Below are 24,733 nucleotides of genomic sequence, written 5' to 3' on the forward strand. Positions count from 1 at the left end.
AAATGCTGATGTTGGGGTATATCTTGATTTATAATGCTGCTACGTATACTATTACAGCGAAATCTTATGAACACACGCGTGCGCATCACCGTTTCTGGTATACGCGCTGATTTCTTCACAACCGTGGAACTAAGGAACCATTTTTATTGATTCGAATCTAAAAGTGTATGGGGACATTTTGTTATTAGTTAAAAACAACTCTATATGCTTCATTAGCGAAGAGCTACACATGGATATTTTCACGCTCCTTGTATCATGTATTCTGGATTCGCGATGCAATATTAACGCTATAGCGTAAATGTGTAAAGGTCTAAAAATGACAAAGACTGAAAAAGATTGGTTCCAACGCTTAATTGAATTAATAAAAAGTGACGGACGGACGATGATCGAAATAAGCAGAGCAGCAGGCTGTGGACAAAACTATGTCCAACAAATGATAAAAGGAGGAAAGAGACCTTCAGTTGATAAACTTATGGCGATTCTAAACACACTCGGAAATGCTAGTGCCATATATGTCATAACTGGCTTTAACATCTCTGATGAAGACTTAAAACTTATAGCTTTGATTTCGTCGGGAGATAAAAAGAAGATTGAAGCTTTAAATGTTCTGTTGAATGAGAAGCAGTTGTAGAATTTTCCACTCTATCCAATATCGCTTGCTTTTGAGACGTCGATAAAGACTCCCATTTCACAATAATATCCGATAAAGCCGCCTCAAACTTTTCACCATTCTTCATAGTCACACTCCATATTGTCAAACTATATAACGCTAAAGCGTTTAACATATCTCATACCTTAGAAAAAAATATTTGCAATAGGCAGTATGGAAGCAATTGTGTACAAACTTATTTTATAAAATCAGATAAAGTTCTATGAGTTATGTACTAGGGTGACAAAGAAAGCATCGCTCGATCCAAACCTTCTTATGAAAATTGATATGATCTATCAACAACGCAAATAATGTTACGCAAATCTTGTGATTCGAACCAATAACAAATTAATGTGAAAATATCTCTGAAAATACTTCTGAACTCTTTATAAGGGAACACGAAAAAGCTTATTTCAAAAGAAAAATATATCAAAGTTTTATTCTACCTAGCACCACCTATATGTTTTAAATAATATTACAAGGCAAGAATATAACAATGTTATTGGAATCAGTGCTTATAAACCGCCACATCCCCTAAAAACCTGTAACACATTGACAAGGCAACCTCCCCTCAAAAACACTGTTTAAATACTGATTCTCTATTATGAATAAAAATGGCGATGTTAAAAAAATAAAATGAATCATCACCGATGATCTCCATACGTAAATTGTATGTAGATTCACAACAAGGGAGAAATTCTCTCACGTCAATAAAAAATTATGATCTTTGAAGAAGAAGTGTATTTTTCCTAAAAAAATCACTTTCCTTGCCAGTTATTTTGCAGAAAAGAAAAAACTCTCTTCACAATCAATACGAGAAAATTTTAGAAATACAAAAAAGAGCAAAGCTCCCCCCAACATTACCAATACTTTATGAGTGTAAAACCAAAAAAGACCTCGTAACTTCAATAACAATAACAATAACAATTTGAATGACATAAAAACTGGAATTTGAGCATGAAGCAGAAAATGCACAATGGTAAAAATAAGAATGCAAACAGCAAAACCTATCGAATTAATCCAGATGCACTAACGTTGCAAATGCAAGCATTTTTTTGATGAGACTGAAAAGTATATCATCATTTTATATATTAAAATGGCTGATAAAAAACACCGCAACAAAAAACGACAAAACGATTTAGAACAAACAGGGAAATAAATCAAAAAAATGAAGGAAGGAGCATCTTCAAACTTTTACTAAGCTATCCATTTTTCTCTCGGACAACTTCCTATTGGTGGGCCCGGAGGGACTCGAACCCCCAACCAAGCGGTTATGAGCCGCTGGCTCTAACCAATTGAGCTACAGGCCCCATATAGGTGGTCTTTCTCTAAACTAAAATGCTCTATGATACAAGAGCTGACGTAGATTATAATCCATCTTTTTCTCTTTTCTATTGGTTTTTTTTCTAATGCCCTAATTTCTTTACAAGAACTCTCAAAAATGAGAGAGTCGTCATAATAAATGTAAAGGAGTAGATATGATAGAAGAGAGAATTCAACCACTGAAAAGTTCTTTGGTTAAAATAGCTATATTAACGTTCACACTCTTAGCCACTTCATTGACTGTTGTCCATGCTTATGCTGAAGAAAGTAAAAGAGATGCAACAATTACAGTGACTGCAGTCGGAGAAAGTCAAGCTGCACCAGATATGGCAATTATTAATCTCGCTGTTGTTACCCATGACAAAACAGCTCAGAAAGCATTAGCGTCCAATAATCAATCAATCAATGATATTATAAAAGCTTTTAAAAATAATGGCATCCAAGCAAATGATTTGCAAACATCAGGTTTATCTATTTACCAGTCATCCCACGAAAAAAAGAATAATGAAAAACTCTATCAAGTTTCAAATTCTTTAACTGTACGTATTCGTGATCTTAGCAATGCTGGTAAGATCTTTGATCAGGCGATGGCACTGGGAATTAATTCAGTGAATGGCATTACTTTTACCAATGCAGATACGAAGCCATTTTATCAAGAAGCACGTAAAAAAGCCATTACTGAAGCCATTGAAAAAGCGCAAACAATAGCACAAGCGGCTGATTTAAAATTAGGAAAAATTATTGAGATCAATGAAAAAGATGATTACTATCGTCCAACGCCACGTCTCATGAGTAGAGCAGCAGATGCAAGCTACGCAGATACAAATTTTGCAGGGGGTGAATTAAATTATAATGTGAGTGTCACTGTCGTCTTTGCGATCGATTAAATCACCAAGCATTATATAAAACGCTCATATCACTGGCCTTCACAGAGAAGACCAGTAATATGAGTGAGATAATCTTCTTCAGATGATAATTCATCTTCGTAGATCTCTATGGATCCACGTGCAGAAATGTGTGCTTTATGCACCGTCTGACAATCTCCTGATACCAATGGATGCCACCATGGGAGATCTTTTCCTTCATAAATTAATTTATAAGCACAACTTTCTGGAAGCCAACGCGCCGTTTTAACTGTTGTAATGTCTAATGATATACAATCTGGTACAATTGATTTACGATGAACATAGTCTCGACACTGACAAGTTTCCCCATCTAAAAGACGACAAGCAATACTGGTCGCATAGAGATCACCCGTATCATCATCCTCAACTTTGTGGAGACAACAACGACCACAGCCATCACAAAGGCTTTCCCACTCAGAGGAGGAAAGCTCTTCTAATTTTTTTACTTTCCAAAAAGGAAGTTCTCCACTCATAAACTTGAATATACCTTTTTTAATGACGACGATCGATAAAAAAGAAAAAATTTAATTTCTATAATTTCATCGATTTCTGTCTCTTAAAAAGCTTCAACTCAATGCATACTTCATACAATTTTCTAAAAATTGATCTGGAAAAAAGGGAGTATTGAAAAAATAGCCTATATCAATAAACATAACCTATTGAAAAATTCCTTCGTCAATTGAGAAAGAACAAATTACGTCTCCTAAAATAGTAGAATAATTTTACAAAGAATACACCTTTTTCATCAAAAAGACAGGAATCTGCACTATAGTTTATTCTTGAGATATTTAATCTTAAAAAAAACAAACCGCTCTAGGAAGAAGAATATTTTATCGTTCACTTCTTAAGAGAGCCTCCCTCACCTCTCTGTTTCATAACCACTCTTTACCCTATATCTGTTCTTTTGAGACAGAGAAGCACAAAGTCTCAAAGCTACGAAAACGTTAAATATCATAAATTTTCTAAACTATTCGAAGTCTTTCCATATTTTTCTCAAAAAAGCATCCAAGCATACAGTCCCCAAACGCTCCCCCTATGAAAAAGAAAGGGAGAATGATTAAAATACATCAATTCCTTCATTTAAGAATCAAGAAAACTGCGTAATTTTCGTGAGCGGCTAGGATGCTTCAATTTACGAAGTGCCTTTGCTTCAATCTGACGAATACGTTCTCTCGTCACTGAGAACTGTTGTCCTACTTCCTCTAGTGTGTGATCTGTATTCATCCCTATCCCAAAACGCATCCGCAAAACACGTTCTTCGCGTGGGGTTAATGAAGCAAGAACGCGTGTTGTCGTATCGCGTAAGTTCGCTTGGATAGCAGCATCAATAGGGAGTAATGCATTCCTATCCTCAATAAAATCGCCCAAATGGGAATCATCTTCATCACCAACAGGCGTCTCCAGTGAAATAGGTTCTTTTGCAATTTTAAGAACCTTTCGCACTTTTTCTAACGGCATAGAAAGCTTGCTAGAGAGTTCTTCTGGTGTTGGCTCTCGTCCAATTTCATGGAGAATCTGACGTGAGGTACGAACGATTTTATTAATTGTTTCAATCATATGAACAGGGATACGGATAGTACGTGCCTGATCCGCAATCGAACGCGTAATGGCCTGACGAATCCACCATGTTGCATAAGTTGAAAACTTGTAACCGCGCCGATATTCAAACTTATCCACAGCTTTCATCAAACCGATATTGCCCTCTTGAATAAGGTCAAGAAACTGCAAACCGCGATTCGTATATTTTTTTGCAATTGAAATGACAAGACGTAAATTAGATTCGACCATCTCTTTTTTTGCAATGGTTGATTCGCGTTCACCTTTCTGCACCTGCATAACAATCCGACGAAATTCACCAATCGAAATAGCCGTTTCTTGCGCAAGATTTTGTATTTCACTCCGCAATTTTTGAATTTCTTTTGCCTCACGCAATGAAAATTCTTTCCAACCCGGTGCAGGCAAAGTGGCAATATAATTCATCCAATCTGCATCCAATTCACGTCCTTGGTATTCTCTTAAAAAATCTTCATGGCCAATACCATAACTATTAGCGATTCGTTTCAGCTTACCTTCATTATGAATGAGTCTCTTATTGATGTCATAAAGCTGTTCAACCAAAGCTTCGATACGATTTTGATTTAAAGAGAGAGACTTTACGGCTTGAATCAACTCACCCTTTAGTTGAATGTATTTTTTCTTTTGAGAAGCTGTAAGAGCCCCCTCTTTACGCTCTGCCAAACTGCTTTCAACATGCTGATCTTGTAATTTGCGTAATTTTACATAGGTTTGAGCAATGAAATCCAATGTTTCCATAACTTGAGGACACAGTTCATTTTCCATTGCCGCAAGAGATAAGTTAACATCATCATCGTCTTCATCATCATCTTCTTCAATGCTTCTTTCTCCTACATTTTCCCCCATATTACGTATAGCAGAAGACATCTTTTCTTCTTTTATCTTATCAACTTCACTTCGCTCAATAACAGGAGCCTGTTTTGCTTCTGGACCAGCATAAGTCGTTTCAAGATCAATAATTTCACGAAGAAGAATACGCTGTTCTTTTAACTCATCACGCCAGATAATCAGGGCCTGAAAAGTCAAAGGACTTTCACAAAGTCCGGCAATCATTGTCTCACGCCCTGCCTCAATACGCTTGGCAATGGCAATTTCACCCTCCCGTGACAGAAGCTCAACAGCACCCATTTCACGTAAATACATACGCACCGGATCATCCGTACGATCTGTTACTTCGCGCTTATTTGTTGTCGTCGCAAGTGCGTGGCTAGAGGCCTCTACTAAGTCCCCTCCCTCTACCATAACTTCGTCTTCATAATTGTCAGACTCAACTTCATCCTCATCATCGACAACATTAACCCCCATCTCAGAAAACATTGCCAAGATATCTTCAATTTGTTCGGACGTAACCTCATCGGAAGGAAGAACAGCATTGAGTTCATCCATCGTTACGTAACCATTTTTTTTGGCAAGTTTAATCATTTTCTTGACGGCATCATCAGAAAAATCAAGAAGAGGACCATCCAAACTCGCTTGGCTTGTTACTTCCGCATTATCTTTCTGTTTAACCTTTGTTGCCATACCATAAACTCCACTCGATCACTTCATAGCTTCCATGTAACCATAGTCTTCATGTGACCAGCTTTTTTGTTCTCACTTAAATCGACCAACAGTTTCTCATATATACTTCCTTTTAAGAGATTACTATTGGAAAGAATACATTTTGTATACGCCTTGATATCCAGATAAACTTGTCATCCAAACAAAAACGCGGGAAAACTCCAGAAGTTTCCCCGACACCTCTCAGCCCTTCTGAGATAATCTCTGCACCCTATCGTAAGAACCAATTTCCCGCTTTTCCTAAAATTCATTCTAAAATTTCATTATCATCTTTATGAATTAACTGTCATCTTTATGAAAATATCACTCCACATACACTTCCTCATCTAAAACTTAAGTGACTGATTCGCATTAAAAAAGCGAATCATTTTATCGTATCTTGTATGTTCCCGTCTATTTTTTCATCCAACCAACTTCCAAACCCTTCAATTAACGCTTCTGTTGCCTGCATCTGCTCCAGTTCACTTTTTATCTCCCGAAGCAGATCAAAAACCTCACTCTTAGGATTTTCTACAAGTTGCTCTTCAATATCCTGTAACCTCTTATGTAGGTGGTGTTCCTGAAGATGCAAGTAGACAGCTTGTTTTAATATAGCACGTGCATCTTCTATAGGAGCTCCAGAAAAAATAATACGCATACCAATATTCTGCACAAGATGTTTCATACGCTCTAATAAAGCTTTTTGCCCTCTTTTTTCTAAGAACGCAACCATCGTTTCTTTATCATGAAGCGACTGATCCCCGAGAATTTCCAACATCGTTTGGTGAAAATATATCAATTGTGTATTTTTTAATTCTAACTCAGAGAGAATTTCAAAATTTTCATGCCATAACTCAGGATAGTAAGCTAAAGTAAGTAAAATCACAGCTTCACGTAAAGGAATAGCCTGTGAAGAATTGCGCACTATTTCAGAATTTTCTAACAGAGAAAAGGATTGATCTTTAAAGACCCTATTGGATGAAGTCTGTTCATAGCGTCCTCCCCCCTTCTTTTTTGAAAAAGAGGGACGAAAAAACTCAAAAAGGCGTTGTTTTATATCTTGCAAATAATAACGACGGACATCTTCATCCTTAATCATAAAAATTTGTTGTTTGAGTTGTTTTTCAAGCGCCGCACGTGTCTCTGGCGTTTCAAAACGCCTTCCATAGGTAGCACGCCACCATAAAAGCTCAATCAAAGGGATGGCTTTTTGCAAAAAAGAAGAAAAAAGGGGCGCACCACCAGCACCAACAATTTCATCAGGATCTTTTCCTTGTGGCAATAAAACAAAGTGGACACAAACCCCTACCTTTAAAAGAGGCAATACCCTATCAGCAACGCGAAAAGCAGCCTTTACACCAGCATCATCACCATCAAAGCACAAAATAGGCTCCTTGCCCATCTGCCATAACAGCTCAATTTGCGCTTCCGTTAATGCTGTCCCTAAGGGCGCTACAACTCCTTCAAAACCGGCCTTAGTCAATGCAATGACATCCATATACCCCTCGACAACCAGAAGTGAATGAATTTTTTCATCGCCAACAAAGCGACTATTTTTGCGCGCCGATGCTGCATTGTAAAGTATATTGCCTTTATGAAAGAGCACTGTTTCAGGGCTGTTAAGGTATTTTGCACGTGTTTCTTTCTCTAACGCACGCCCTCCAAAGGCCACCACACGACCGCGCAAATCTTCGATAGGAAACATAATGCGATTTCTAAATCGGTCATAAGAATCCGCCCTCTCCTCATGCGCTGTGAGAAGTCCACATTCTTCCATTTGCTTTATTGAGATACCCCGCGCCCTTAAAGCGTCTTTCAAAGCTGTACGCCTTACCGGTGCAAAACCAATTTTAAAACGCTCTATAAGCTTTTGCGTAACACCACGTTCCTCCAGATAACGACGTGCCTGCGCCCCTTCTTGACAGCGTAAATGATACTGAAAAAAATCTGTCGCAATTTTCATTACGTCATAAAGGTCAGCTTTTTCCATTTGACGTTGATGACTTTGTGGATCCAAAACAGGGAGTTTCATTCCTGCAAAATCAGCCAAACGCTCAACACTCTCTGAAAAATGCAATCCATCAAGCTCGCACAGGAAGGTAAAAATATCTCCGCTGACCCCACAACCAAAACAATAATAACGCCCTTTATGATCATCACAATGAAAACTGGGCGTTTTCTCACCATGAAATGGACAACAACACCAAAAATCTCCCCGTGAAGGCTTACTTTTTCGAGGATCAAAGTCTACCCGTTGACCAATCACTGTTGAAATTGGGAGTCTGCTACGCAGTTCATTAAGGAAATCAGGCGGAAAACGCATTATCTCTCACAGAGTTTAAAAATTCTTTTTTGCATATTTAACGACTTTAGAGCATAATTCCAAGACTTCCTCTTAAGCAGTTGTAAAATTTTAATCTCTTGAGAGCCTATAATTTTAGAAATGGAGAGTAAAAAAGTGATCGAATTTATTGTTCAATATCCGTGGTTAGAAGCTACTTCTTGGCTTGTTATTCTTACTATATTTGCCCTTTTAATCAACTTTGTAGGACGAAAATTACTGATTCACGGAGCAAAAAAACTTTCTTCTCTCCTCCCCAAGAATACAACAACCGATATTCAAAATGCTATTCAATACCTAGCGAATATCATTTCAGCTTTTATTCTTTCAGTCGGTGTTAATTTTATACCAACATTGCCCGATGCATTCAGCACTGTCATCAATAATGTTGCCAACGCCTTCATTATCTTTTTTGTTGTTCTAACAATTTCTGCCTGTCTCAATATCATTAATATCCTTTACGAACAACGACCAACAGCACGATTAAAACCAATAAAAGGGTATATTCAAATTGCTAAAATTGCACTTTTTGCTATTGCAGCCGTTTTAATGGTCGCCACCTTAATTGACCGTTCCCCTCTTATTCTTTTCTCCGGTCTTGGTGCAATGGCCGCAGTTCTCATGTTAATTTTTCAAGATACACTTCTTTCTCTTGTTGCCGGTATTCAAATTTCATCCACCGATATGGTTCGTGTTGGTGATTGGATTGAAATTCCCAATCTTGGTGCTGATGGTGATGTAATTGAAATTGCCCTTCATACTGTTAAAGTTCAAAATTTCGACAACACCATCACTTCAGTACCGATCCGCAAACTTGTAACCGACCCTTTTAAGAATTGGCGTGGAATGCAAGAATCAGGAGGCAGACGCATCAAACGCTCCCTTTTTATTGATCAATCTAGTATCCATTTTCTCACAGAAGAAGAACAAAAATATCTTTCTCGGTTTAATTTATTAGAAAATTATTTCACGCAAAAAAGAGCAGAAATTGATCAATGGAACGCTCAATTAGATAAAAATCATGATGTTGTCGCCAATACGCGCCGTTTAACCAACATTGGAACTTTTCGTGCTTATGTTTTTGCTTATCTACAACAGCATCTCAACATCAACCCCAATATGACCTTTATGGCCCGACAATTGCCCCCTACAGAAAATGGTTTACCCTTGGAAATCTATTGCTTTACGAACACCACCGTTTGGCTAGACTATGAACAAATTCAAGGTGATATTTTCGACCATCTTTATTCCATTCTTCACTGTTTTGGTCTAAAGGTTTTTCAAAATCCAAGCGGTTCTGATTTTAACCAAGTATTAAAAGTAAAAGCAAAGTAAAAACAATAAACTTCAAGTTATCAATTTTGAGTTAACCCTATTCATAAACAAAAGAGAAAGAAAAAGTATCATGAATGGTTCATTGGTACTCCTCCATCTTGCTGGCGCTGTTTCTTTACTTCTCTGGGCGACACGCATGGTGCGCACAGGAATTGAACGCGCCTATGGTGACAGGCTTAAATATAACCTACGCCATGTCATCTCGAAACCATTGTTTGCTGTAAGTTTTGGACTTTTTACAGCGATGATCTTACAGAGCTCTACAGCCATAACGCTCCTCGTTGGTTCTTTTGTTGAATCTGGTTTTGTCTCTGGAGTAGCGGGACTTATGGCTGTACGTGGAGGAGAATTAGGATCAGCACTCGTTGTTAAAATTCTCACCTACGATCTCACACTTGTTGTGCCCCTTTGTCTTTTAATTGGCACTTGTATCTTCATGACAACACAAAAACGTGAGTGGCGCCAAATAGGACGCATTGTCATCGGTATTGGTCTTTTGATTTTGTCTTTACAAATGATAAGTACAGCGACAGAACCTTTGCGGGATAGTGAAATTTTGCCAAGCATCATTCGTTACCTTTCAACTGATCCTGTTTCAACTTTTTTGTTGGCTGCGGCTTTAACCTATCTCTTACATTCATCCATTGCAGGAATCATTTTGCTGGTTAATTTTGCCAACTACGACCTTATCCATACACAACTTTGCGTTATCATGGTTCTTGGTGTCAACTTTGGCTCTTCTCTTATAGCACCGCTTTTAACACGCAACGCTTCTCCCAATACCCGTCTTGTTCCCTTAGGCAATTTACTCATGCGTGGAGCCGGTTCAATCCTTGTGCTGATCTTATTTTTGTCTTTTAAACCACCCATCACATGGCTTGGCAATGACGCTCCTACTCAAGTGATCAACGCCCATATTATTTTTAATATTTTCATTCTCCTCGCTGGAATACCGCTTTCAAAATGGGTTTTAAAATTGACCACTCAAATCGTTTATATGAGTACAAAAAAAACACACGCCGATAAAACGCTCAATTTATCGGATCAAACAGCTCTTGATGATAGCGTTCTTGAACGCCCAGCTCTAGCGCTCTCCAATGTCATGCGTGAAGTTATTCATATTTGTGATCTTGTCGACATCATGCTAGAAAAAATCATGGGACTTTATGAAGAGCCAAATCCCAATATTATTGCTGAGCTCAATCAACTAAATACCATATTGGACAAAAAACATATCGCCATCAAACTTTATCTTGCGCGATTAGCAGGACAAAAATTATCGGATGAAGAAGCTCTAAAAACACAAGAGCTTCTAGGCGCCTGTATAAAATTAGACCAAGCAGGCGATATCATTATTCACAATATGCTGATGCTGGTTAAAAAGAAACAACAAAAAAGTCTCAAGTTCAGCAGTGAAGGTTGGGATGATCTCCTTCGTTTCCATGCCATTGTGCTGGCCAACGCGCATATCGCATTTAATGTTCTCGTCTCCCGTGATACCCACACGGCCCATCTATTGGTGCAAAAAAAAGATCAACTACGAAACTTAGAAAAAGAGATGAGTTTAAAACATTTTAAACGCTTGCGTGAGGGAGATCTCAAAAATATAGAATCATCTAGTCTTCATCTTGATACTGTCCGTGACCTTAAACAAATTAACTCTCTGTTGACCTCAATGATCTACCCTATTTTAGAAGAACAAGGGCTTCTTCAAAGTTCACGCCTACGCAATCCTGCTGAAGAACAGATAGAAAAATCTTAAACTTATAAAATAAATCAAACAAGAAACACATCCCATCAATTATTCAATTTTGAACCTTCAAATATCTTGCTTAACCTATTGATGTAATAAGTTTTAAATGAGCTCTCTTCAATAGAGTAAATTTCTTTTACTGTTAATCTATTCATAATAAATTCCTTAAAATTATTCGTTTGCACTTCTACAAGTGATTCAACCATGTAGAATAAAGCTCTTGAAGAAAGAAGGTTTTCCTCCTCTCAAAGAAAAAACTGTGTGTCGTATAAAACAACAGATTGATTTATAATGATAATTTACTCATTTATATTGAATGATCACCCTGAATATCATAAGATTCTCTCATTCCCCAGCTGCCCCCTATTAAATCAATCAAAACCATCCGCTTACACAGTAAAAGTAGATAATCCTGCGTGGAATAATGAGACGATAAAAAATATACAAAAAGGACTTAACACGTCTCTTGTGAACTGCCTTAAGAACCAAGAACCATTCGGGACAAGTGTTGTGATACCACCGGCTTACTCTTTTATGAAGCCTAAAGGCGCGAGTGCTCAATGAATTTATCACCCTTTACGGGCACCATTGTAAAATGACGCTTGGAAGCTTTAAAAGAGGGTTCGTAAGGCAATGGCAAAAAGTATGATCGTGCCAGCCTAAATTCACCTTGTAAAAAAGCTTCCACTTCACAGGTCTAACAAAATAAAGAAATATCTAATAAGGAATGCAAAATGCCTCCTAATTGCAACGTTTATGTCCATAAATATTTATATCAATATTTGTAGAGATTGAATTTATACAGCATTTTATAACGCATTTAAAAAACAGTTTTAATCTCATTGCAAACAATGTTGATATCAATTGGCAAGTGCCAAAGCTTTAAATATCCATTTATCTTATTATTTTAATGTGAATTATTTTTCAAAAATTTTTAGAAAACAATAGTTTAAAAAAATGATAAATACACTTTATTTATTCTTAAAATATTTTTATAAATATTTTATTTTTAAATCATATTTTAAATTAAATAATTTCTTTATAAATTAAAATTTGTTATATATATTTATAATAATTAGATATTATACTGATATAAATATCAATATTATTTTAATATACAGGAAATTAATAAGTAAAATCTCTAACAAAAATATCCTTTCCACTGGGTAAAAAGGGAATAAACCTTGATCTTTACAAAGTTTACTCTAGTTACAATCTAAATGCAGGCAAAGGAGAGTATCATGGAAAATGCAAACCTCGGTTGGATTGCAGCTATTATTATCGGCGGAGTTGCTGGGTGGGCTGCACAATATATTATGAAAAGCCAAACAGGAATATTGTTAAATATTATCTTAGGGATTATTGGCGCTGCCTTAGCAAGCTTCCTTTTTAGTCTTTTAGGCGTAAGTTTTGCGGGTTGGCTCGGTTATCTTATTTCAGGTTTTATAGGAGCTTGTATTCTTATATGGATAGGACGAAAAATTCGATCATAGGGCATTTATTTATTCAATCACCTTTTGGTATTCAGTAAAACAATTGGAATATTTTGAAATATTTCCCCGTAATGCGTTGATATCATTTTTGTTATGATGGTGAAGTGCTTAAGTTACAATTTCTAGCATACACCATCATACATCTTTAAAAAAAACGGCAAAAACTTTTATAATGCACCCTTCCATATCTATATAAGCCTACGCATATCAGAAAGGGTATATGCATCATTTTAATGAAATACGAACTTATTTTTGTACCGTGTTTTTGCACCAAACGCGCAAATCCAGCTCATCGCCCTATCATCATAATCTACAAGGTTACAAGAACCAATAATAATGATGATTAAAGATCCTACCGCATAATATTTAACGCCTATACACTTCACCAATAAGACCATTTTTACTAAAAAAAACGAAGAGCTCTTTTGCATTTTTAAAAGATAAAGATAGGAAGTAAGCGCAAAATGATAAAAAGAATTTTTCTAGTATGAAAAATAAACGCGATAAAGTTTATATCTTTCTTTTTCTTTTCAGTATTTTTTATTGTTGATCAATTAAAGGGATCCAAAGTATTGAATATAAAAAATTTAAATAATGATATATTCTTTTACATTGATTTATAACAATGAAAATATATTAATACTTATACTTAAAATCTATCGAATTAATGCTCCCTGTATTATAAAAAATACGATCACCTTTCCACCTTAATTCAAAAGCTCTGAGTATCCCACTTTTAAAACGATAATATAAGGGTTTTGCTCCTTTTAAAGTTTCCTCTTTATATCGTCTTATATAGATGAATTCTTCCTCTCTTTTTCCTCAGCGTTACAAACGAATGCTAAAACACGAAATATCTACCCATTCCCCTCGTGTTATCAAAAAACTCTATAATCTATTTTCCACATATCTTCTTTTAAAGATCTTTTCTTTCGGTGTTCCCTTTGATATTTTTCTGTTAAAATCTTGCTGCTTTTATACGCCTGTACGACATAAAGCCATCTCTTTAGCGCACTCAGCATAACATATGGAATAGAATTTTAGATGTGGAGTAAAACGATGTCTGATCTTGAAGATTCCATCTTACCACCTCTGAAGTGGCTCTTTGATCAAAAGCCTCCCATACCAGAAAACATACGGGACTGGCTCATGGAATCGGGCTCGATGACGCTTCGATTAAAAAAATATTGCACCTGTTTCCAAGTTCAACAACAACGCGAATGTTTTATTACACGCGATAAATTAAAGGAAGAAGCAGAACATCTCCCCAAAAGTGCGCGTTATTGGCTACGCGAAGTCATCTTAATGGGCGATAATAAACCTTGGCTCCTCGGACGCACTGTCATTCCACAAGAAACCCTCCACCACAATCAAGCCTTGATGCATTTAGGAACGACCCCCTTAGGACACTATTTATTTAACAGTGACAAACTAACCCGCGATTACATTCATATTGGACAACAAGGCACGCTATGGGCACGCCGTTCCCGTTTGCGGCTAACGGGTAAGCCATTGTTGCTCACTGAACTGTTTTTAACCGATTCACCCCTGTATACCCATAAATAGAGGATATTCATTTTATTCTGCATAATGTATGGATTTTGCATAGCTTAAAAGGGGTATCAGAGCAAAAAAATTCAAAATCGTCTCAAAACAAATTACGAATCAAGACTTCTATTCGAAATATCTCTGTATCTCAGCTTTAAAATATTTCCCATAAAAAAGCGTTTTAAAGTTCTGCTTTCCTTATCACAATCATGAAAACCAGCGCTTGAATTAAGCAGATACGCACCATATTGATAAAACCATCTGCATTTAAACTTCTTGCCAAATAATCACCACTCTTGGGAAATAACAGCAACTCTTTCATCAAATAAGCGCTTTGAAACATCAAATAAAGACGACAATAAATCCTTTTAAAAGTAAAAAAACTATAATCTTTTTGTTTTGTAATGATGTAACAGCTTTGAAGAACAACGAAACATGAGACAGAAAAAATATTTTATTGCTCACTGAATCCAAAAAAACAAGCTTGTTCATTCCAAAGAAATATTTTTTATAAGAGTCTTATGTGTAAGATAATACCGTTGACCAATATTCTACTGACAGACAAAGTCCTTGCGTAATAAAAATTACTTTACAATTCCTTAGAATCAATAAGATCTATTGCAATTTTTTACGAAGACTATTGCACACTTTAGAAAAATTCATTTGCCCCGCATACCGTTCCTTAAGCCACGCCATCACCTTACCGATATCACGTAATTTTTCAGCTTTCGTTTGTACCAAGGCTTCACAAATAACCTGTTCTACTTCTATCTCCTTAAGCTGATAGGGAAGAAATTCACGGATAACTTCTATTTCTGCTTGTTCTTTCTCTGCTAACTCCAAGCAGCCAGACTCTTTATAGACACGCATTAATGCTTCACGCTGTTGAAGCATTTTCGTAAAAACAGACTGTATCTGCTGATCATCGACTTCTTGCTTCCCTTCATCGTAATAAAGAATATCACGATCCCTAACCGCAGCATTCATTAAACGAAGTGTAGCAAGACGCACACTATCCTGCGTTTTCAAAGCAATCTTAAGAGCCCCATCAATCTGATCACGCAACATAAATTTATCCAATTTTGTCCAAGCGGAAAACGCCTTTTAACCAATCTTTATCCATCTTGCAATGGAAGATAAAAAAATAATTGAGAACTCGATTTTAGAAAAGATAAAAACAAGACTTTACCTCTTCATGGAATGTCCTTATACTCTCTGCTTTAAGCAAAACATGACTAGAATAATAGACACAGCATCTGTTAGCGGTATAATTTTTGTGTAAAGTCAATCATTATACCTTTCAGAAAATAAATTGTGGATAGACATTATGATACAAACAATTTCATCGAGCAGCCCTTGGAGTGTTAGCAAACCTACAGCCCTCTTAGTTCTTGCTGATGGAACTGTCATTGAAGGCAAAGGAGCAGGTGCGACAGGTATTGCTGAAGCTGAAGTATGTTTTAATACCGCCATCACAGGCTATGAAGAGATCCTCACAGACCCATCATACACACAACAAATCGTTAATTTTACATTTCCTCATATAGGAAATGTAGGAGCAAATAATGAGGATATTGAAGCTCTCACGCCTCTCAACAACCACGGTGCTGTTGGCGCTATTTTCAAGGCAGATATTACACATCCTTCAAACTATCGTGCCAATGAAAACCTTCATCAATGGCTTAAAGCCCATAAAATTATTGCCCTTTGTGGTATTGATACACGCGCACTCACAATTCTTATTCGTGAAAAAGGTGCGCAAAATGCTGTCATTGTGCATGATCCTGATGGAAATTTTGATATTCCTTCTTTAAAAAAACGTGCACAAAAATGGCATGGTCTCGTCAATCTTGATCTTACGAAAGAAGTGACATCTCAATCGTCAATGCAATGGGATGAAGAACCATGGCGTTGGAATAAAGGATATGGCACAAATAATGTGCACAATCTTCATATTGTTGCCATTGACTATGGTATTAAACGCAATATTCTTCGCCTTATGGCAACACAAAAAGCACGCATTACTGTTGTGCCCGCCCACACGACGGCAAAAGAAATTCTGGCGATGAATCCTGATGGTGTTTTTCTTTCTAATGGTCCAGGAGATCCCGCAGCAACAGCTCAATATGCCATTCCAACAATCAACGCATTGATTGATCATCATTTACCAATTTTTGGAATATGTCTTGGTCATCAACTTCTCGCTCTGACAGTTGGCGCAAAAACTGTAAAAATGCACCAAGGACATCATGGTGCAAACCACCCCGTTAAAGACCTTAACAGTGGAAAAGTTGAAATTGTATCGATGAATCATGGCTTTGCTGTCGATGCCACCTCTTTACCAAAACATGTTCAAGAAACACATATCTCTCTCTTTGACGGTTCAAACTGTGGTATTCGAATCATTGGAAAACCCGTTTTTTCTGTTCAATATCACCCCGAAGCTTCCCCAGGACCACAAGATAGTCACTACCTCTTTCAGCATTTTTCTGATCTCATTATGAATTATAAAAAAATATCTTAAAATAAGATGCAAATAAACATACGCAGTATTTTACTTCCCATTTGAGTATAAAAACCTGAAATTGTTTGTACAACACTGATGCGGTTTTTCAACAGGTTGCTCTCTGAACACTAAATGGAGATAAGCAAAAAACGTAAGCTTTTACGATGCATCCCCATATTTGCAAAACAAACATCACAGAAAAATTTTGTCTTCTCTCGTAAAATATTCTGACCAGCTCCCTTCAACAAATTAACGTACGCGCAAAGTAAAAATGACCGTTGCTACGATAAGAAGCAAAAAGCCCCCAACAAAGGGAGCACCAGAAAAATAAAACAGTGCATTTTTATCTGTAAAACATTCAAAGAGAAACACATAAAAAACAGAACCAAATATTAAACTCAATGAAACAACGGATGTCATGACTCCTTGTAGTTCTCCTTGTACATTTGTCGGCACCTTCGCTGAAGCAATAGCACGAATAGGTGCATGAACAAGATATTCAAGCATTGTACACGCACAAACCATATAAACCATCCACCCCTTTGTTGCGAAGGTATAGCCTAGCATAGCAACGGATGCAAACAAAAGCCCCACTATTGTAATACGCCAATCGCTCCATCGTTTAGAAAAATAAGGCAAAATAAGAGCGACAACAATAAATTGGCCTATCCCAAAAACGCTATAGGATATTCCTATGGAAAACGAACTCCACTCATAGCGTTCTTTTGCAATGAACGCCCAAATGCTTAGCCATACAGATTCCGCAAACCAATAAAGAAAAAAGACCAACAATACCCAAAGAACCATCGGATATTGCTTCAATTGCCAAAAAGCACCTAAGGGATTTGCCCGCTTAATATCAAAAAAGCGCCGATTCCATAAAGAAAGAGTCTCAGGAAGCATAACCCAAGCAAAAATAAAATTAATGAGTGAAAAACCAGCAGCAAAATAAAACGGAATACGCGGACCAAACTGACCTAAAAAACCACCAATAAATGACCCCAAAATAAACCCTAATGCGGAGGCAACCCCTAATAGACCAAAATTGCGTGTACGGTTTTTTTCATCAGATATATCAGCAAGATAAGCTGTACACGTTGCAAAACTAGCACCACTTATTCCTGATAAAAGACGCCCGATAAATAACATAGAATAGCACCATGCTATAGCACATATCAGATTATCAAGAGCAAAACAGATAATAGAAACAAGTAAAACAGGACGACGACCATAACGATCAGAAAGATTGCCAATAACAGGAGCAAATAAAAACTGCATCACTGAATAAGCTGCAAGTAATTTTCCTCTTTCTACAAAAGATGTACTGACATCTTTTCCAGTTAACTGAGAAAAATATTCAGGCAAAACGGGACAAATAATTGCAATGCCAAGAATATCTAACAATAAAGTGATGAACACTAAAATGAGCCCACGCCGAACAAATTTCGGATTGAGCATGTGGTCTTGCATAACATACATACTATTTTACACTCAGTTACTCATTTTACACGTACAGTTACACCCCCGCTTTCTTTTACCCTCTTCTTTTTTAAGTATTCTATACCGTATAAATTTCACATGCAAAATAATAACAAAGTAAAAATTTTAAAAAGAGTCAAGATAAAAATATAAAATTATTTTTTACTTTATATATAATTATCGAGGTATGAAGTATATTTTTTTTACATTAAACGAACAAACATTCATGAGAGAAAATCATTAATAAGATCTCCGAAGAGATAGAACACCCTAATAATTTTAGAGACATTATATAGTTTTCAAGAAATCATAATTGACTTTATCAATCATTATTCCCCCCACTCATACCACACCTTTTAAAAATCGTAATTTTATTGAATAAATCAGAGAGCCGATAATCATTAAAACATTACAAAAGATAAGCTCTTAAGAATTTTCCTCATCCTCAGAATATACGATAAGATTAAAGAAGCATCATCAGAATAGCTTAATACTGTAAAAACAGATCATATTTATTAAGGCCATCAATGATTATATGCTATTATTAAATCCAATAATGGTCTAACGAATAAGCATGAGGCAATACCCCTTTTAGTGAAAGTTCTCCATGAGCTGTGAATTTTAAAATAGTGTATAAAATGCGAAAAATATCCCTATTAATTCTCACTTTAATATTCGTAACAGGATGTGATGTTCAAAACTCTGATTCACAAAAGGGTATTTTAGAAAATAAAAGAGACACCCAACAAACAACCAACATAGAGCTAGATCCCTACACTTTAAATAAGTTAAATGCTCTTCTCAAAAAACGTTCAGAAATAAATGATCCCGAAAAGGGAGCCCTGATTGATTTTTTTTCTAAAGCTTTTTTAGGGATACCTTACAAAGCAAATATGTTACAGGGCTCAGAAAAGATACCAGAAAAACTCATTATTGATTTTAGAGGCTTAGATTGCTTCACGTATCTAGATTATGTTGAAGCATTGCGCAACTCAACATCCCCAAAAGAATTCATTAATAACGTCATAAAAACGCGTTACATTAAGGGTAAAGTTCATTTTTTAAATCGAAAACATTTTTTTACAGACTGGGCTTATAGAGAATATAAACTCGCCGCTGATATTACCGCTGAAATAAGTCCTCATGCGGTGAGTATAGAAAAATATCTCAATAAAAAAGCTGATGATGGAAACTATCTTCCTGGACTTCCTGTTGTAAAACGCACAATAACGTATATTCCGAGTAACTTTATTAATGAAGAGGTTATAAGCCGTTTAAAATCAGGTGATTTCATTGGCATTTATACAACACTTGCTGGATTGGATGTGACACACGTGGGGTTCTTTATCATGACAGACAAAGGCCCAATGTTACGAAATGCCTCTTCACGAAAAGCAAATGAAAAAGTCGTTGATTCCCCTTTTATGGATTATGTTGCAAAAACACCAGGAATCATTGTTTTAAGGGCTCTTTAATAACATCATAGTGATATGAAAAACATATTTTTGGGAAAGAATAAATGAAGCGAGATATGTTATGATTGTTATCTCATAAAGTATTTTATACAAATTATCCCTTTTATATAAAAGGGATCATTGTGGTACCGGGAGGCAATTTGGCTTCATCTTCAGGTTCGACATGAATAGAGATACGCACATTATCAAATTCTTTTTGAAGAACACCTTCAATTTTATCGCAAATTTTATGGGCTTCTCCGACCTGCATGACAGCTGGTACAACCAAATGAAACTCTATAAAAGTAACTCTACCAGCAACACGCGTGCGTAAATCATGGATTTCAAGTGCGCCATCTGCATTGGCAGAAATCAGCTCCCGAATCCGCATGGTTTCATTCAATTCAACGCCAACATCCATTAATCCTTGAACAGCATTCCTAATCACCTTCCAACCCTGTAAGAGAATATTAACAGCAACGATTATCGCTAAAATAGGATCTAAAACGCCCCATCCCCCTACAAAACCAGCAATCAAACCAATTAAAATTGCAAGCGACGTAAAAACATCCGTTATAAAATGTACCCCATCAGCTTTAAGAGCCGGTGAGCGATGATGTTTTCCCTGCCAAAGCAGAACCATTCCCCACATGCAATTTATAACAGTTGCAACAAGATGAATAACAAGCCATATTCCAGGTTTCTGCAATAATTTAACGGTGGCAAGTGCTATCCACGCTTCTCTTAAAATAACAATTGCCGCAATAATAATGAGGATTCCTTCAAGAATCGCGGAAAAATATTCCGCTTTATGATGCCCAAAAGGATGATCATGATCCGCTGGCTTCAAACTCACTTTAACAGCCCACCATGCCGCCAATGATGCAAGGATATTGACAATTGATTCCAACGCGTCAGAATAAAGTGCAACCGACCCTGTGATGTGATATGCCCAATATTTCAAAGCAAAAACAATACACGCAATAAAAATGGAGTATAAAGTTAAGCTTTGTATATTGATTTTCACATTCATGAAACGCGTCCTTTTCTTCAGGAAACAAGGAATAATATTTTAAACCCTATAACGATATTTTTGACATATCACCAATATTTTCTCAATATTACAGAAGCTACCATACGCTAAACGCCTCAACGCACCCTTGTTATCGCAAAAGACTCCCCAGTTACCAGACATCAGCAATAAAGGATAAAGAAAACAAGGCATAAACAAACAGCTTTTCCCAAGAGGAAATAAACAAATTCCCTTCATGAATCATCTTCTGAACAACTTAAAACCATCTCACGTTTTATGAACGAAAAAACTTCTTTTGCTCAAATGTGTCATGATCACGCATTTTTTTTCACATTTTATGATATGCATAATGACGCCACCTATAAACATCTCTGTATCTTAGAAAAAATGACTGAGCACTCCCTTATCCCCCTACAGCTTAAGGAAATTTTAAAATAGGACTGCCAAAAGACTTAGAAAAAGATTCACGGACCCCAAAAAGAATCTGGGCATTGGGGACCCAGATTCTTTTCCCTTATAACTAAGGGCATACAGAACTTGGGAAATAGCGGGGACCCAAGACACTGCACCCGATACGAAAACAAAACTTATTATCCCGCATCAGTGTTTTTACGATACACTAAAATGTATATGTTGTCAACAAAAATTCTACCATAAGTTTTAAAATAATATTTTTTATCTCTTTATTTTAAAAATAAAGCAAATTCTAACAACTGGAAATTAAAAGAAAAAAGCATTAAGAATTTCGCATGCATTTAAATATTACAACAATTGACGAAACCAATGACCCACGCCTAAAAGACTATCATAATATCCGTGAAAAAGATCTTGTTGGACGACAACAGCAATTTATTGCTGAAGGTAAAATAACATTGTCCGCATTATTGCATTCAAAAGAATTTTCTCCTCTCTCGCTGCTTATCCTAGCAAAACGCCTCCCTGGACTTCTACCGCTTTTAGAAAAAACACAACCTCAATGTCCCATTTATTGCGTTTCACAAAAAGTCATGGATGGTATCACCGGTTTTCATGTTCATCGTGGTATTCTGGGTATCGGTAAACGCAAAACGCTCCCATCATTACAAAGTTTTTTACACAACCTACCAGAAAAAGCTTTGATTCTGGTTTTATGTGGTATCTCAAATCATGATAATATGGGATCAATTTTTCGTAATGCAGCAGCCTTTGCCAGTCACGGCATTATTGTCGACAAAACCTCTTGCGATCCGCTTTATCGCAAATCAATCAGAGTTTCTGCTGGTGCTGCCCTAAAAGTACCCTATACGCAAAACGCTCATATAAATGACATTATAGCTGCTCTAAACGATGAAAATTTTCATCTTTATGCACTCTCTCCCTCTGCCTCACACACGCTCAAGCAAGCAAACAAAACTAAAAGAATAGCCCTTATTTTTGGAACAGAAGGTGATGGCTTACCACCTCATATACTACAACAATCACAAGCCTTACGGATTCCCATGACTGATGGCTTTGATAGCCTCAATGTTGCCACAGCCTCAGGGATTGCTCTCGCCCATTTTACCGACTTTGACCATTCAAGATGATAAGATTTTAAGTTGTAACAAATATTCGATGATGTGTGTTCTTTACCAACCCCACAAGTTGCTATCTCCTAGCATTTGAAAACATTTAACAAAGACATTTTTTACATTTCTTTTATCAACTTCCCCACCATAAGCCCAGTTATCCACCATCCCCCTTGTAATGTGCAAAAGACACGGGTTGAATGGATTCAATCACAAAAACAAATTTGCAATGAGAAAGTTCTACACAAGTCTTTCATTCACATTGAAGGATAAAATTATCAATCAATTTATTATCTTTTTATGAAGCTGTTGTCTTAAGTTCAGAGGAAACAGAATCTTTTGTTTCAAGATTGCACAACACACGTTTCAACATCATTTCAATGTCAGCCGCACGCTCTGAATGCGTTACAAATCCTCCCCCAAGAATACGTGCCTCATGACCATTTCCATCATAAAGAACGCAAGCTTGCCCTGGTGCCACACCGTTTTCACATTCCAACAAATCAACGGAAAAAACACCTTCTTTATAATGCAAGCGCGCAAGATGAGGCGGACGCGTTGAACGGACCTTTACCGCCACTTCAATACCTTGAGAAGGAAAATTATCCAACGACTCATCACCAAGCCAATTCACATCCCGTAAAAAAAGCTTATGCGTTTCTAACATTTCACGCGGACCAACAATAACACGGGCATTTTCCACATCGAGATAAACCACATAAAGCGCTTCCCCCGTTGATACTCCAATACCACGACGTTGACCAACAGTATAATTAACAATCCCCGAGTGTTTGCCTAAAATCTTTCCATCAATATGGACAATAAAACCAGGATTAGCAGCTTCTGGACGTAGCTTTGCGATAACATCTGAATATTTTCCCTGTGGAACAAAACAAATATCCTGACTATCATGCTTATTGGCAACCACAAAGCCCATTTCTGCAGCCATTTCGCGAACGCGCGCTTTTGGAAGATCTCCAAGGGGGAAACGCAAATAATCAATCTGTTCTTGTGTTGTTGCAAAAAGAAAATAACTTTGATCACGATCATTATCAAGAGGACGAAAGAGTGCTCGATGTGCCCCATGAGAACGCGAACGAATATAATGTCCCGTTGCCAAAGCATCGGCTCCCAATTCACGAGCTGTTGCTAACAAATCAGCAAACTTAACTGTCTGATTGCATGCAATACATGGAACTGGAGTCTCTCCATGAGCATAGCTTTCTGCGAAAGGATCAATAACAGCTTCGCGAAAGCGTTTCTCATAATCAAGAACATAATGCGGTATTCCTAACGTTTCTGCAACACGACGCGCATCTTCAATATCTTGTCCCGCACAACACGCCCCTACCCGATGCGTTGCAGCCCCATGATCATAAAGCTGCAATGTAATGCCAATGACATTATACCCTTCCTTTTTTAGAAGACCTGCAACAACCGATGAATCAACCCCCCCCGACATTGCAACAACAATGCGAGAATCCTTAGGTTGTCCTGGTAAATCAAGACTGTTCAAAAACATGTATTCATTCTCTATTTAGTACTCTATTAATGGATAGCCATATGTTAACATTCTGATATGCGCTTCTTCTTTTATGCTTTTGCCACTTTTATGCTATTGATTGCCCTTATATTGTTTTTTTATCCTTTCTACAACCATAGCATCATTTTCTTAAAAGCAGCTGTAAATAAAAAAGAGTGATAGAAATAAGGCATAATAGTAATCATTTGGGAGAAATCAGTTAGAAAAATCATTGAGGAAAATTTTTTTCTCTTTTTTTCAATCTAGCAAAATAAAATCTGGTAAAATATTGCAAGAGGCGCTTCTACACAGTTTGCTTAAGCTTCCTTATTACCCGCTCAATCACTTTATTAATTTTTTCTTTCAGCGCGTTTAGCTCTTTTTTAAATTTCATGCCCTATAAACGAATCAAGTCCTTGACGAAAGGTAGAGGATACGAATGACCAATTTGATAAAAACACAAATGAAATATGTTATTGGGCCAGATGGAAGTCCACTGACAATTGCCGACCTACCGCCACAAACAACACGGCGCTGGGTGATTCGTCGCAAAGCTGAAGTTGTGGCGGCTGTCAGAGGTGGATTGTTAAGTCTTGACGAAGCGTGTCAACGCTATACTTTGACTGTAGAAGAATTTCTTTCATGGCAAAGTTTGATCGATGAACACGGTTTAGCGGGATTGCGAACGACCAAGATTCAAGATTACAGGCATTAAATTGCCACTGATCATG

18 protein-coding genes and 1 tRNA gene are annotated in these 24,733 nt (G+C 36.9%); 10 read left to right on the forward strand and 9 right to left on the reverse strand.

The genetic code is table 11. The features are described 5' to 3' along the window. The first annotated feature begins 316 nt into the window (after positions 1-316). Positions 317-631, forward strand: a complete 315-nt coding sequence (locus FJG96_RS07960) for a helix-turn-helix domain-containing protein (RefSeq protein WP_005773173.1) — start codon at positions 317-319, stop codon at positions 629-631. On the opposite strand, the gene FJG96_RS09135 is transcribed toward FJG96_RS07960, so the two are convergent. Continuing rightward, positions 555-737 (reverse strand): hypothetical protein, encoded by a 183-nt coding sequence (locus FJG96_RS09135; protein ID WP_139413479.1) that lies wholly within the window; start codon positions 735-737, stop codon positions 555-557. The two genes, FJG96_RS07960 and FJG96_RS09135, sit on opposite strands and share 77 nt — an antisense overlap. Before the next feature lie 1,145 nt (positions 738-1,882). After that, positions 1,883-1,959 (reverse strand) — tRNA-Ile (locus tag FJG96_RS07970). A gap of 168 nt (positions 1,960-2,127) precedes the next feature. On the opposite strand from FJG96_RS07970, the gene FJG96_RS07975 reads away from it, so the two are divergent. Then, positions 2,128-2,859 (forward strand): SIMPL domain-containing protein, encoded by a 732-nt coding sequence (locus FJG96_RS07975; protein ID WP_139413480.1) that lies wholly within the window; start codon positions 2,128-2,130, stop codon positions 2,857-2,859. A 29-nt stretch (positions 2,860-2,888) separates the two neighbouring features. On the opposite strand, the gene FJG96_RS07980 is transcribed toward FJG96_RS07975, so the two are convergent. The 3 genes from FJG96_RS07980 to dnaG form a co-directional block, all read right to left on the reverse strand. Further along, positions 2,889-3,350, reverse strand: coding sequence for a YcgN family cysteine cluster protein (locus FJG96_RS07980; protein ID WP_139413481.1), 462 nt, complete (start codon positions 3,348-3,350; stop codon positions 2,889-2,891). A 607-nt stretch (positions 3,351-3,957) separates the two neighbouring features. Continuing rightward, complete coding sequence (rpoD, locus tag FJG96_RS07985) at positions 3,958-5,973, reverse strand: RNA polymerase sigma factor RpoD (RefSeq protein ID WP_139413482.1); 2,016 nt, start codon at positions 5,971-5,973, stop codon at positions 3,958-3,960. 403 nt (positions 5,974-6,376) lie between these two features. Continuing rightward, on the reverse strand, positions 6,377-8,314 hold the full coding sequence (gene dnaG / locus FJG96_RS07990) for a DNA primase (RefSeq protein ID WP_139413483.1): 1,938 nt from the start codon (positions 8,312-8,314) through the stop codon (positions 6,377-6,379). 135 nt (positions 8,315-8,449) lie between these two features. Here dnaG and FJG96_RS07995 point away from each other — a divergent pair, with 135 nt between their 5' ends. From FJG96_RS07995 to ubiC, 4 genes are all read left to right on the forward strand, one after another. Then, positions 8,450-9,667: a mechanosensitive ion channel family protein gene (locus FJG96_RS07995; RefSeq protein ID WP_139413484.1), complete on the forward strand. Its 1,218-nt coding sequence runs from the start codon at positions 8,450-8,452 to the stop codon at positions 9,665-9,667. A gap of 70 nt (positions 9,668-9,737) precedes the next feature. Beyond that, positions 9,738-11,429 carry a Na/Pi cotransporter family protein gene (locus FJG96_RS08000; RefSeq protein ID WP_139413485.1) on the forward strand — a complete coding sequence of 564 codons (1,692 nt, stop codon included), beginning with the start codon at positions 9,738-9,740 and terminating at the stop codon, positions 11,427-11,429. A gap of 1,232 nt (positions 11,430-12,661) precedes the next feature. Beyond that, positions 12,662-12,913 carry a GlsB/YeaQ/YmgE family stress response membrane protein gene (locus tag FJG96_RS08005; protein ID WP_139413486.1) on the forward strand — a complete coding sequence of 84 codons (252 nt, stop codon included), beginning with the start codon at positions 12,662-12,664 and terminating at the stop codon, positions 12,911-12,913. A 1,059-nt stretch (positions 12,914-13,972) separates the two neighbouring features. Beyond that, positions 13,973-14,479 carry a chorismate lyase gene (gene ubiC / locus FJG96_RS08010; protein WP_139413487.1) on the forward strand — a complete coding sequence of 169 codons (507 nt, stop codon included), beginning with the start codon at positions 13,973-13,975 and terminating at the stop codon, positions 14,477-14,479. Between the two features lie 597 nt (positions 14,480-15,076). On the opposite strand, the gene FJG96_RS08015 is transcribed toward ubiC, so the two are convergent. Continuing rightward, positions 15,077-15,529: a GatB/YqeY domain-containing protein gene (locus FJG96_RS08015; protein WP_139413488.1), complete on the reverse strand. Its 453-nt coding sequence runs from the start codon at positions 15,527-15,529 to the stop codon at positions 15,077-15,079. Between the two features lie 259 nt (positions 15,530-15,788). Between FJG96_RS08015 and carA the strand changes: the two genes are divergently transcribed. Beyond that, the gene (carA, locus tag FJG96_RS08020; RefSeq protein ID WP_139413489.1) at positions 15,789-16,985 is read left to right on the forward strand and encodes a glutamine-hydrolyzing carbamoyl-phosphate synthase small subunit; all 1,197 of its coding nucleotides are present in this window, start codon (positions 15,789-15,791) and stop codon (positions 16,983-16,985) included. A 231-nt stretch (positions 16,986-17,216) separates the two neighbouring features. Here the strand turns inward: carA and FJG96_RS08025 are convergent, their stop codons facing one another. Next, a complete protein-coding gene (locus tag FJG96_RS08025; protein WP_425456572.1) occupies positions 17,217-18,437 on the reverse strand; it encodes an MFS transporter in 1,221 nt (406 codons plus the stop codon). A 647-nt stretch (positions 18,438-19,084) separates the two neighbouring features. Here FJG96_RS08025 and FJG96_RS08030 point away from each other — a divergent pair. Beyond that, on the forward strand, positions 19,085-19,921 hold the full coding sequence (locus tag FJG96_RS08030) for a DUF1460 domain-containing protein (protein WP_139413491.1): 837 nt from the start codon (positions 19,085-19,087) through the stop codon (positions 19,919-19,921). 103 nt (positions 19,922-20,024) lie between these two features. Here FJG96_RS08030 and FJG96_RS08035 read toward each other — a convergent pair whose 3' ends face one another. Then, entirely contained in the window at positions 20,025-20,933 is a 909-nt protein-coding gene (locus tag FJG96_RS08035) for a cation diffusion facilitator family transporter (RefSeq protein ID WP_139413492.1), read from the reverse strand. Positions 20,934-21,682: 749 nt separating this feature from the next. Here FJG96_RS08035 and FJG96_RS08040 point away from each other — a divergent pair. Beyond that, positions 21,683-22,498, forward strand: a complete 816-nt coding sequence (locus FJG96_RS08040) for a TrmH family RNA methyltransferase (protein WP_139413493.1) — start codon at positions 21,683-21,685, stop codon at positions 22,496-22,498. 280 nt (positions 22,499-22,778) lie between these two features. Here the strand turns inward: FJG96_RS08040 and mnmA are convergent, their stop codons facing one another. After that, a complete protein-coding gene (gene mnmA / locus FJG96_RS08045; protein ID WP_005773152.1) occupies positions 22,779-24,002 on the reverse strand; it encodes a tRNA 2-thiouridine(34) synthase MnmA in 1,224 nt (407 codons plus the stop codon). 439 nt (positions 24,003-24,441) lie between these two features. Here mnmA and sciP point away from each other — a divergent pair, with 439 nt between their 5' ends. Next, positions 24,442-24,717: a CtrA inhibitor SciP gene (gene sciP / locus FJG96_RS08050; protein WP_005773151.1), complete on the forward strand. Its 276-nt coding sequence runs from the start codon at positions 24,442-24,444 to the stop codon at positions 24,715-24,717. The last annotated feature ends 16 nt before the right edge of the window (positions 24,718-24,733 follow it).

It is taken from the genome of Bartonella mastomydis (assembly GCF_900185775.1).
Taxonomy (GTDB): domain Bacteria; phylum Pseudomonadota; class Alphaproteobacteria; order Rhizobiales; family Rhizobiaceae; genus Bartonella; species Bartonella elizabethae.

What these genes read in the sequence shown, in the direction of transcription:
- FJG96_RS08015 (WP_139413488.1), bottom strand. Translation starts at nt 15,529, where the DNA reads ATGTTGCGTGATCAGATTGATGGGGCTCTTAAGATTGCTTTGAAAACG.
- FJG96_RS08000 (WP_139413485.1), top strand. Translation starts at nt 9,738, where the DNA reads ATGAATGGTTCATTGGTACTCCTCCATCTTGCTGGCGCTGTTTCTTTA.
- FJG96_RS09135 (WP_139413479.1), bottom strand. Translation starts at nt 737, where the DNA reads ATGAAGAATGGTGAAAAGTTTGAGGCGGCTTTATCGGATATTATTGTG.
- rpoD (WP_139413482.1), bottom strand. Translation starts at nt 5,973, where the DNA reads ATGGCAACAAAGGTTAAACAGAAAGATAATGCGGAAGTAACAAGCCAA.
- ubiC (WP_139413487.1), top strand. Translation starts at nt 13,973, where the DNA reads ATGTCTGATCTTGAAGATTCCATCTTACCACCTCTGAAGTGGCTCTTT.
- FJG96_RS08005 (WP_139413486.1), top strand. Translation starts at nt 12,662, where the DNA reads ATGGAAAATGCAAACCTCGGTTGGATTGCAGCTATTATTATCGGCGGA.
- FJG96_RS08035 (WP_139413492.1), bottom strand. Translation starts at nt 20,933, where the DNA reads ATGAATGTGAAAATCAATATACAAAGCTTAACTTTATACTCCATTTTT.
- FJG96_RS08030 (WP_139413491.1), top strand. Translation starts at nt 19,085, where the DNA reads ATGCGAAAAATATCCCTATTAATTCTCACTTTAATATTCGTAACAGGA.
- dnaG (WP_139413483.1), bottom strand. Translation starts at nt 8,314, where the DNA reads ATGCGTTTTCCGCCTGATTTCCTTAATGAACTGCGTAGCAGACTCCCA.
- FJG96_RS07980 (WP_139413481.1), bottom strand. Translation starts at nt 3,350, where the DNA reads ATGAGTGGAGAACTTCCTTTTTGGAAAGTAAAAAAATTAGAAGAGCTT.
- sciP (WP_005773151.1), top strand. Translation starts at nt 24,442, where the DNA reads ATGACCAATTTGATAAAAACACAAATGAAATATGTTATTGGGCCAGAT.
- carA (WP_139413489.1), top strand. Translation starts at nt 15,789, where the DNA reads ATGATACAAACAATTTCATCGAGCAGCCCTTGGAGTGTTAGCAAACCT.
- FJG96_RS07960 (WP_005773173.1), top strand. Translation starts at nt 317, where the DNA reads ATGACAAAGACTGAAAAAGATTGGTTCCAACGCTTAATTGAATTAATA.
- FJG96_RS07975 (WP_139413480.1), top strand. Translation starts at nt 2,128, where the DNA reads ATGATAGAAGAGAGAATTCAACCACTGAAAAGTTCTTTGGTTAAAATA.
- FJG96_RS08040 (WP_139413493.1), top strand. Translation starts at nt 21,683, where the DNA reads ATGCATTTAAATATTACAACAATTGACGAAACCAATGACCCACGCCTA.
- mnmA (WP_005773152.1), bottom strand. Translation starts at nt 24,002, where the DNA reads ATGTTTTTGAACAGTCTTGATTTACCAGGACAACCTAAGGATTCTCGC.
- FJG96_RS08025 (WP_425456572.1), bottom strand. Translation starts at nt 18,437, where the DNA reads ATGCAAGACCACATGCTCAATCCGAAATTTGTTCGGCGTGGGCTCATT.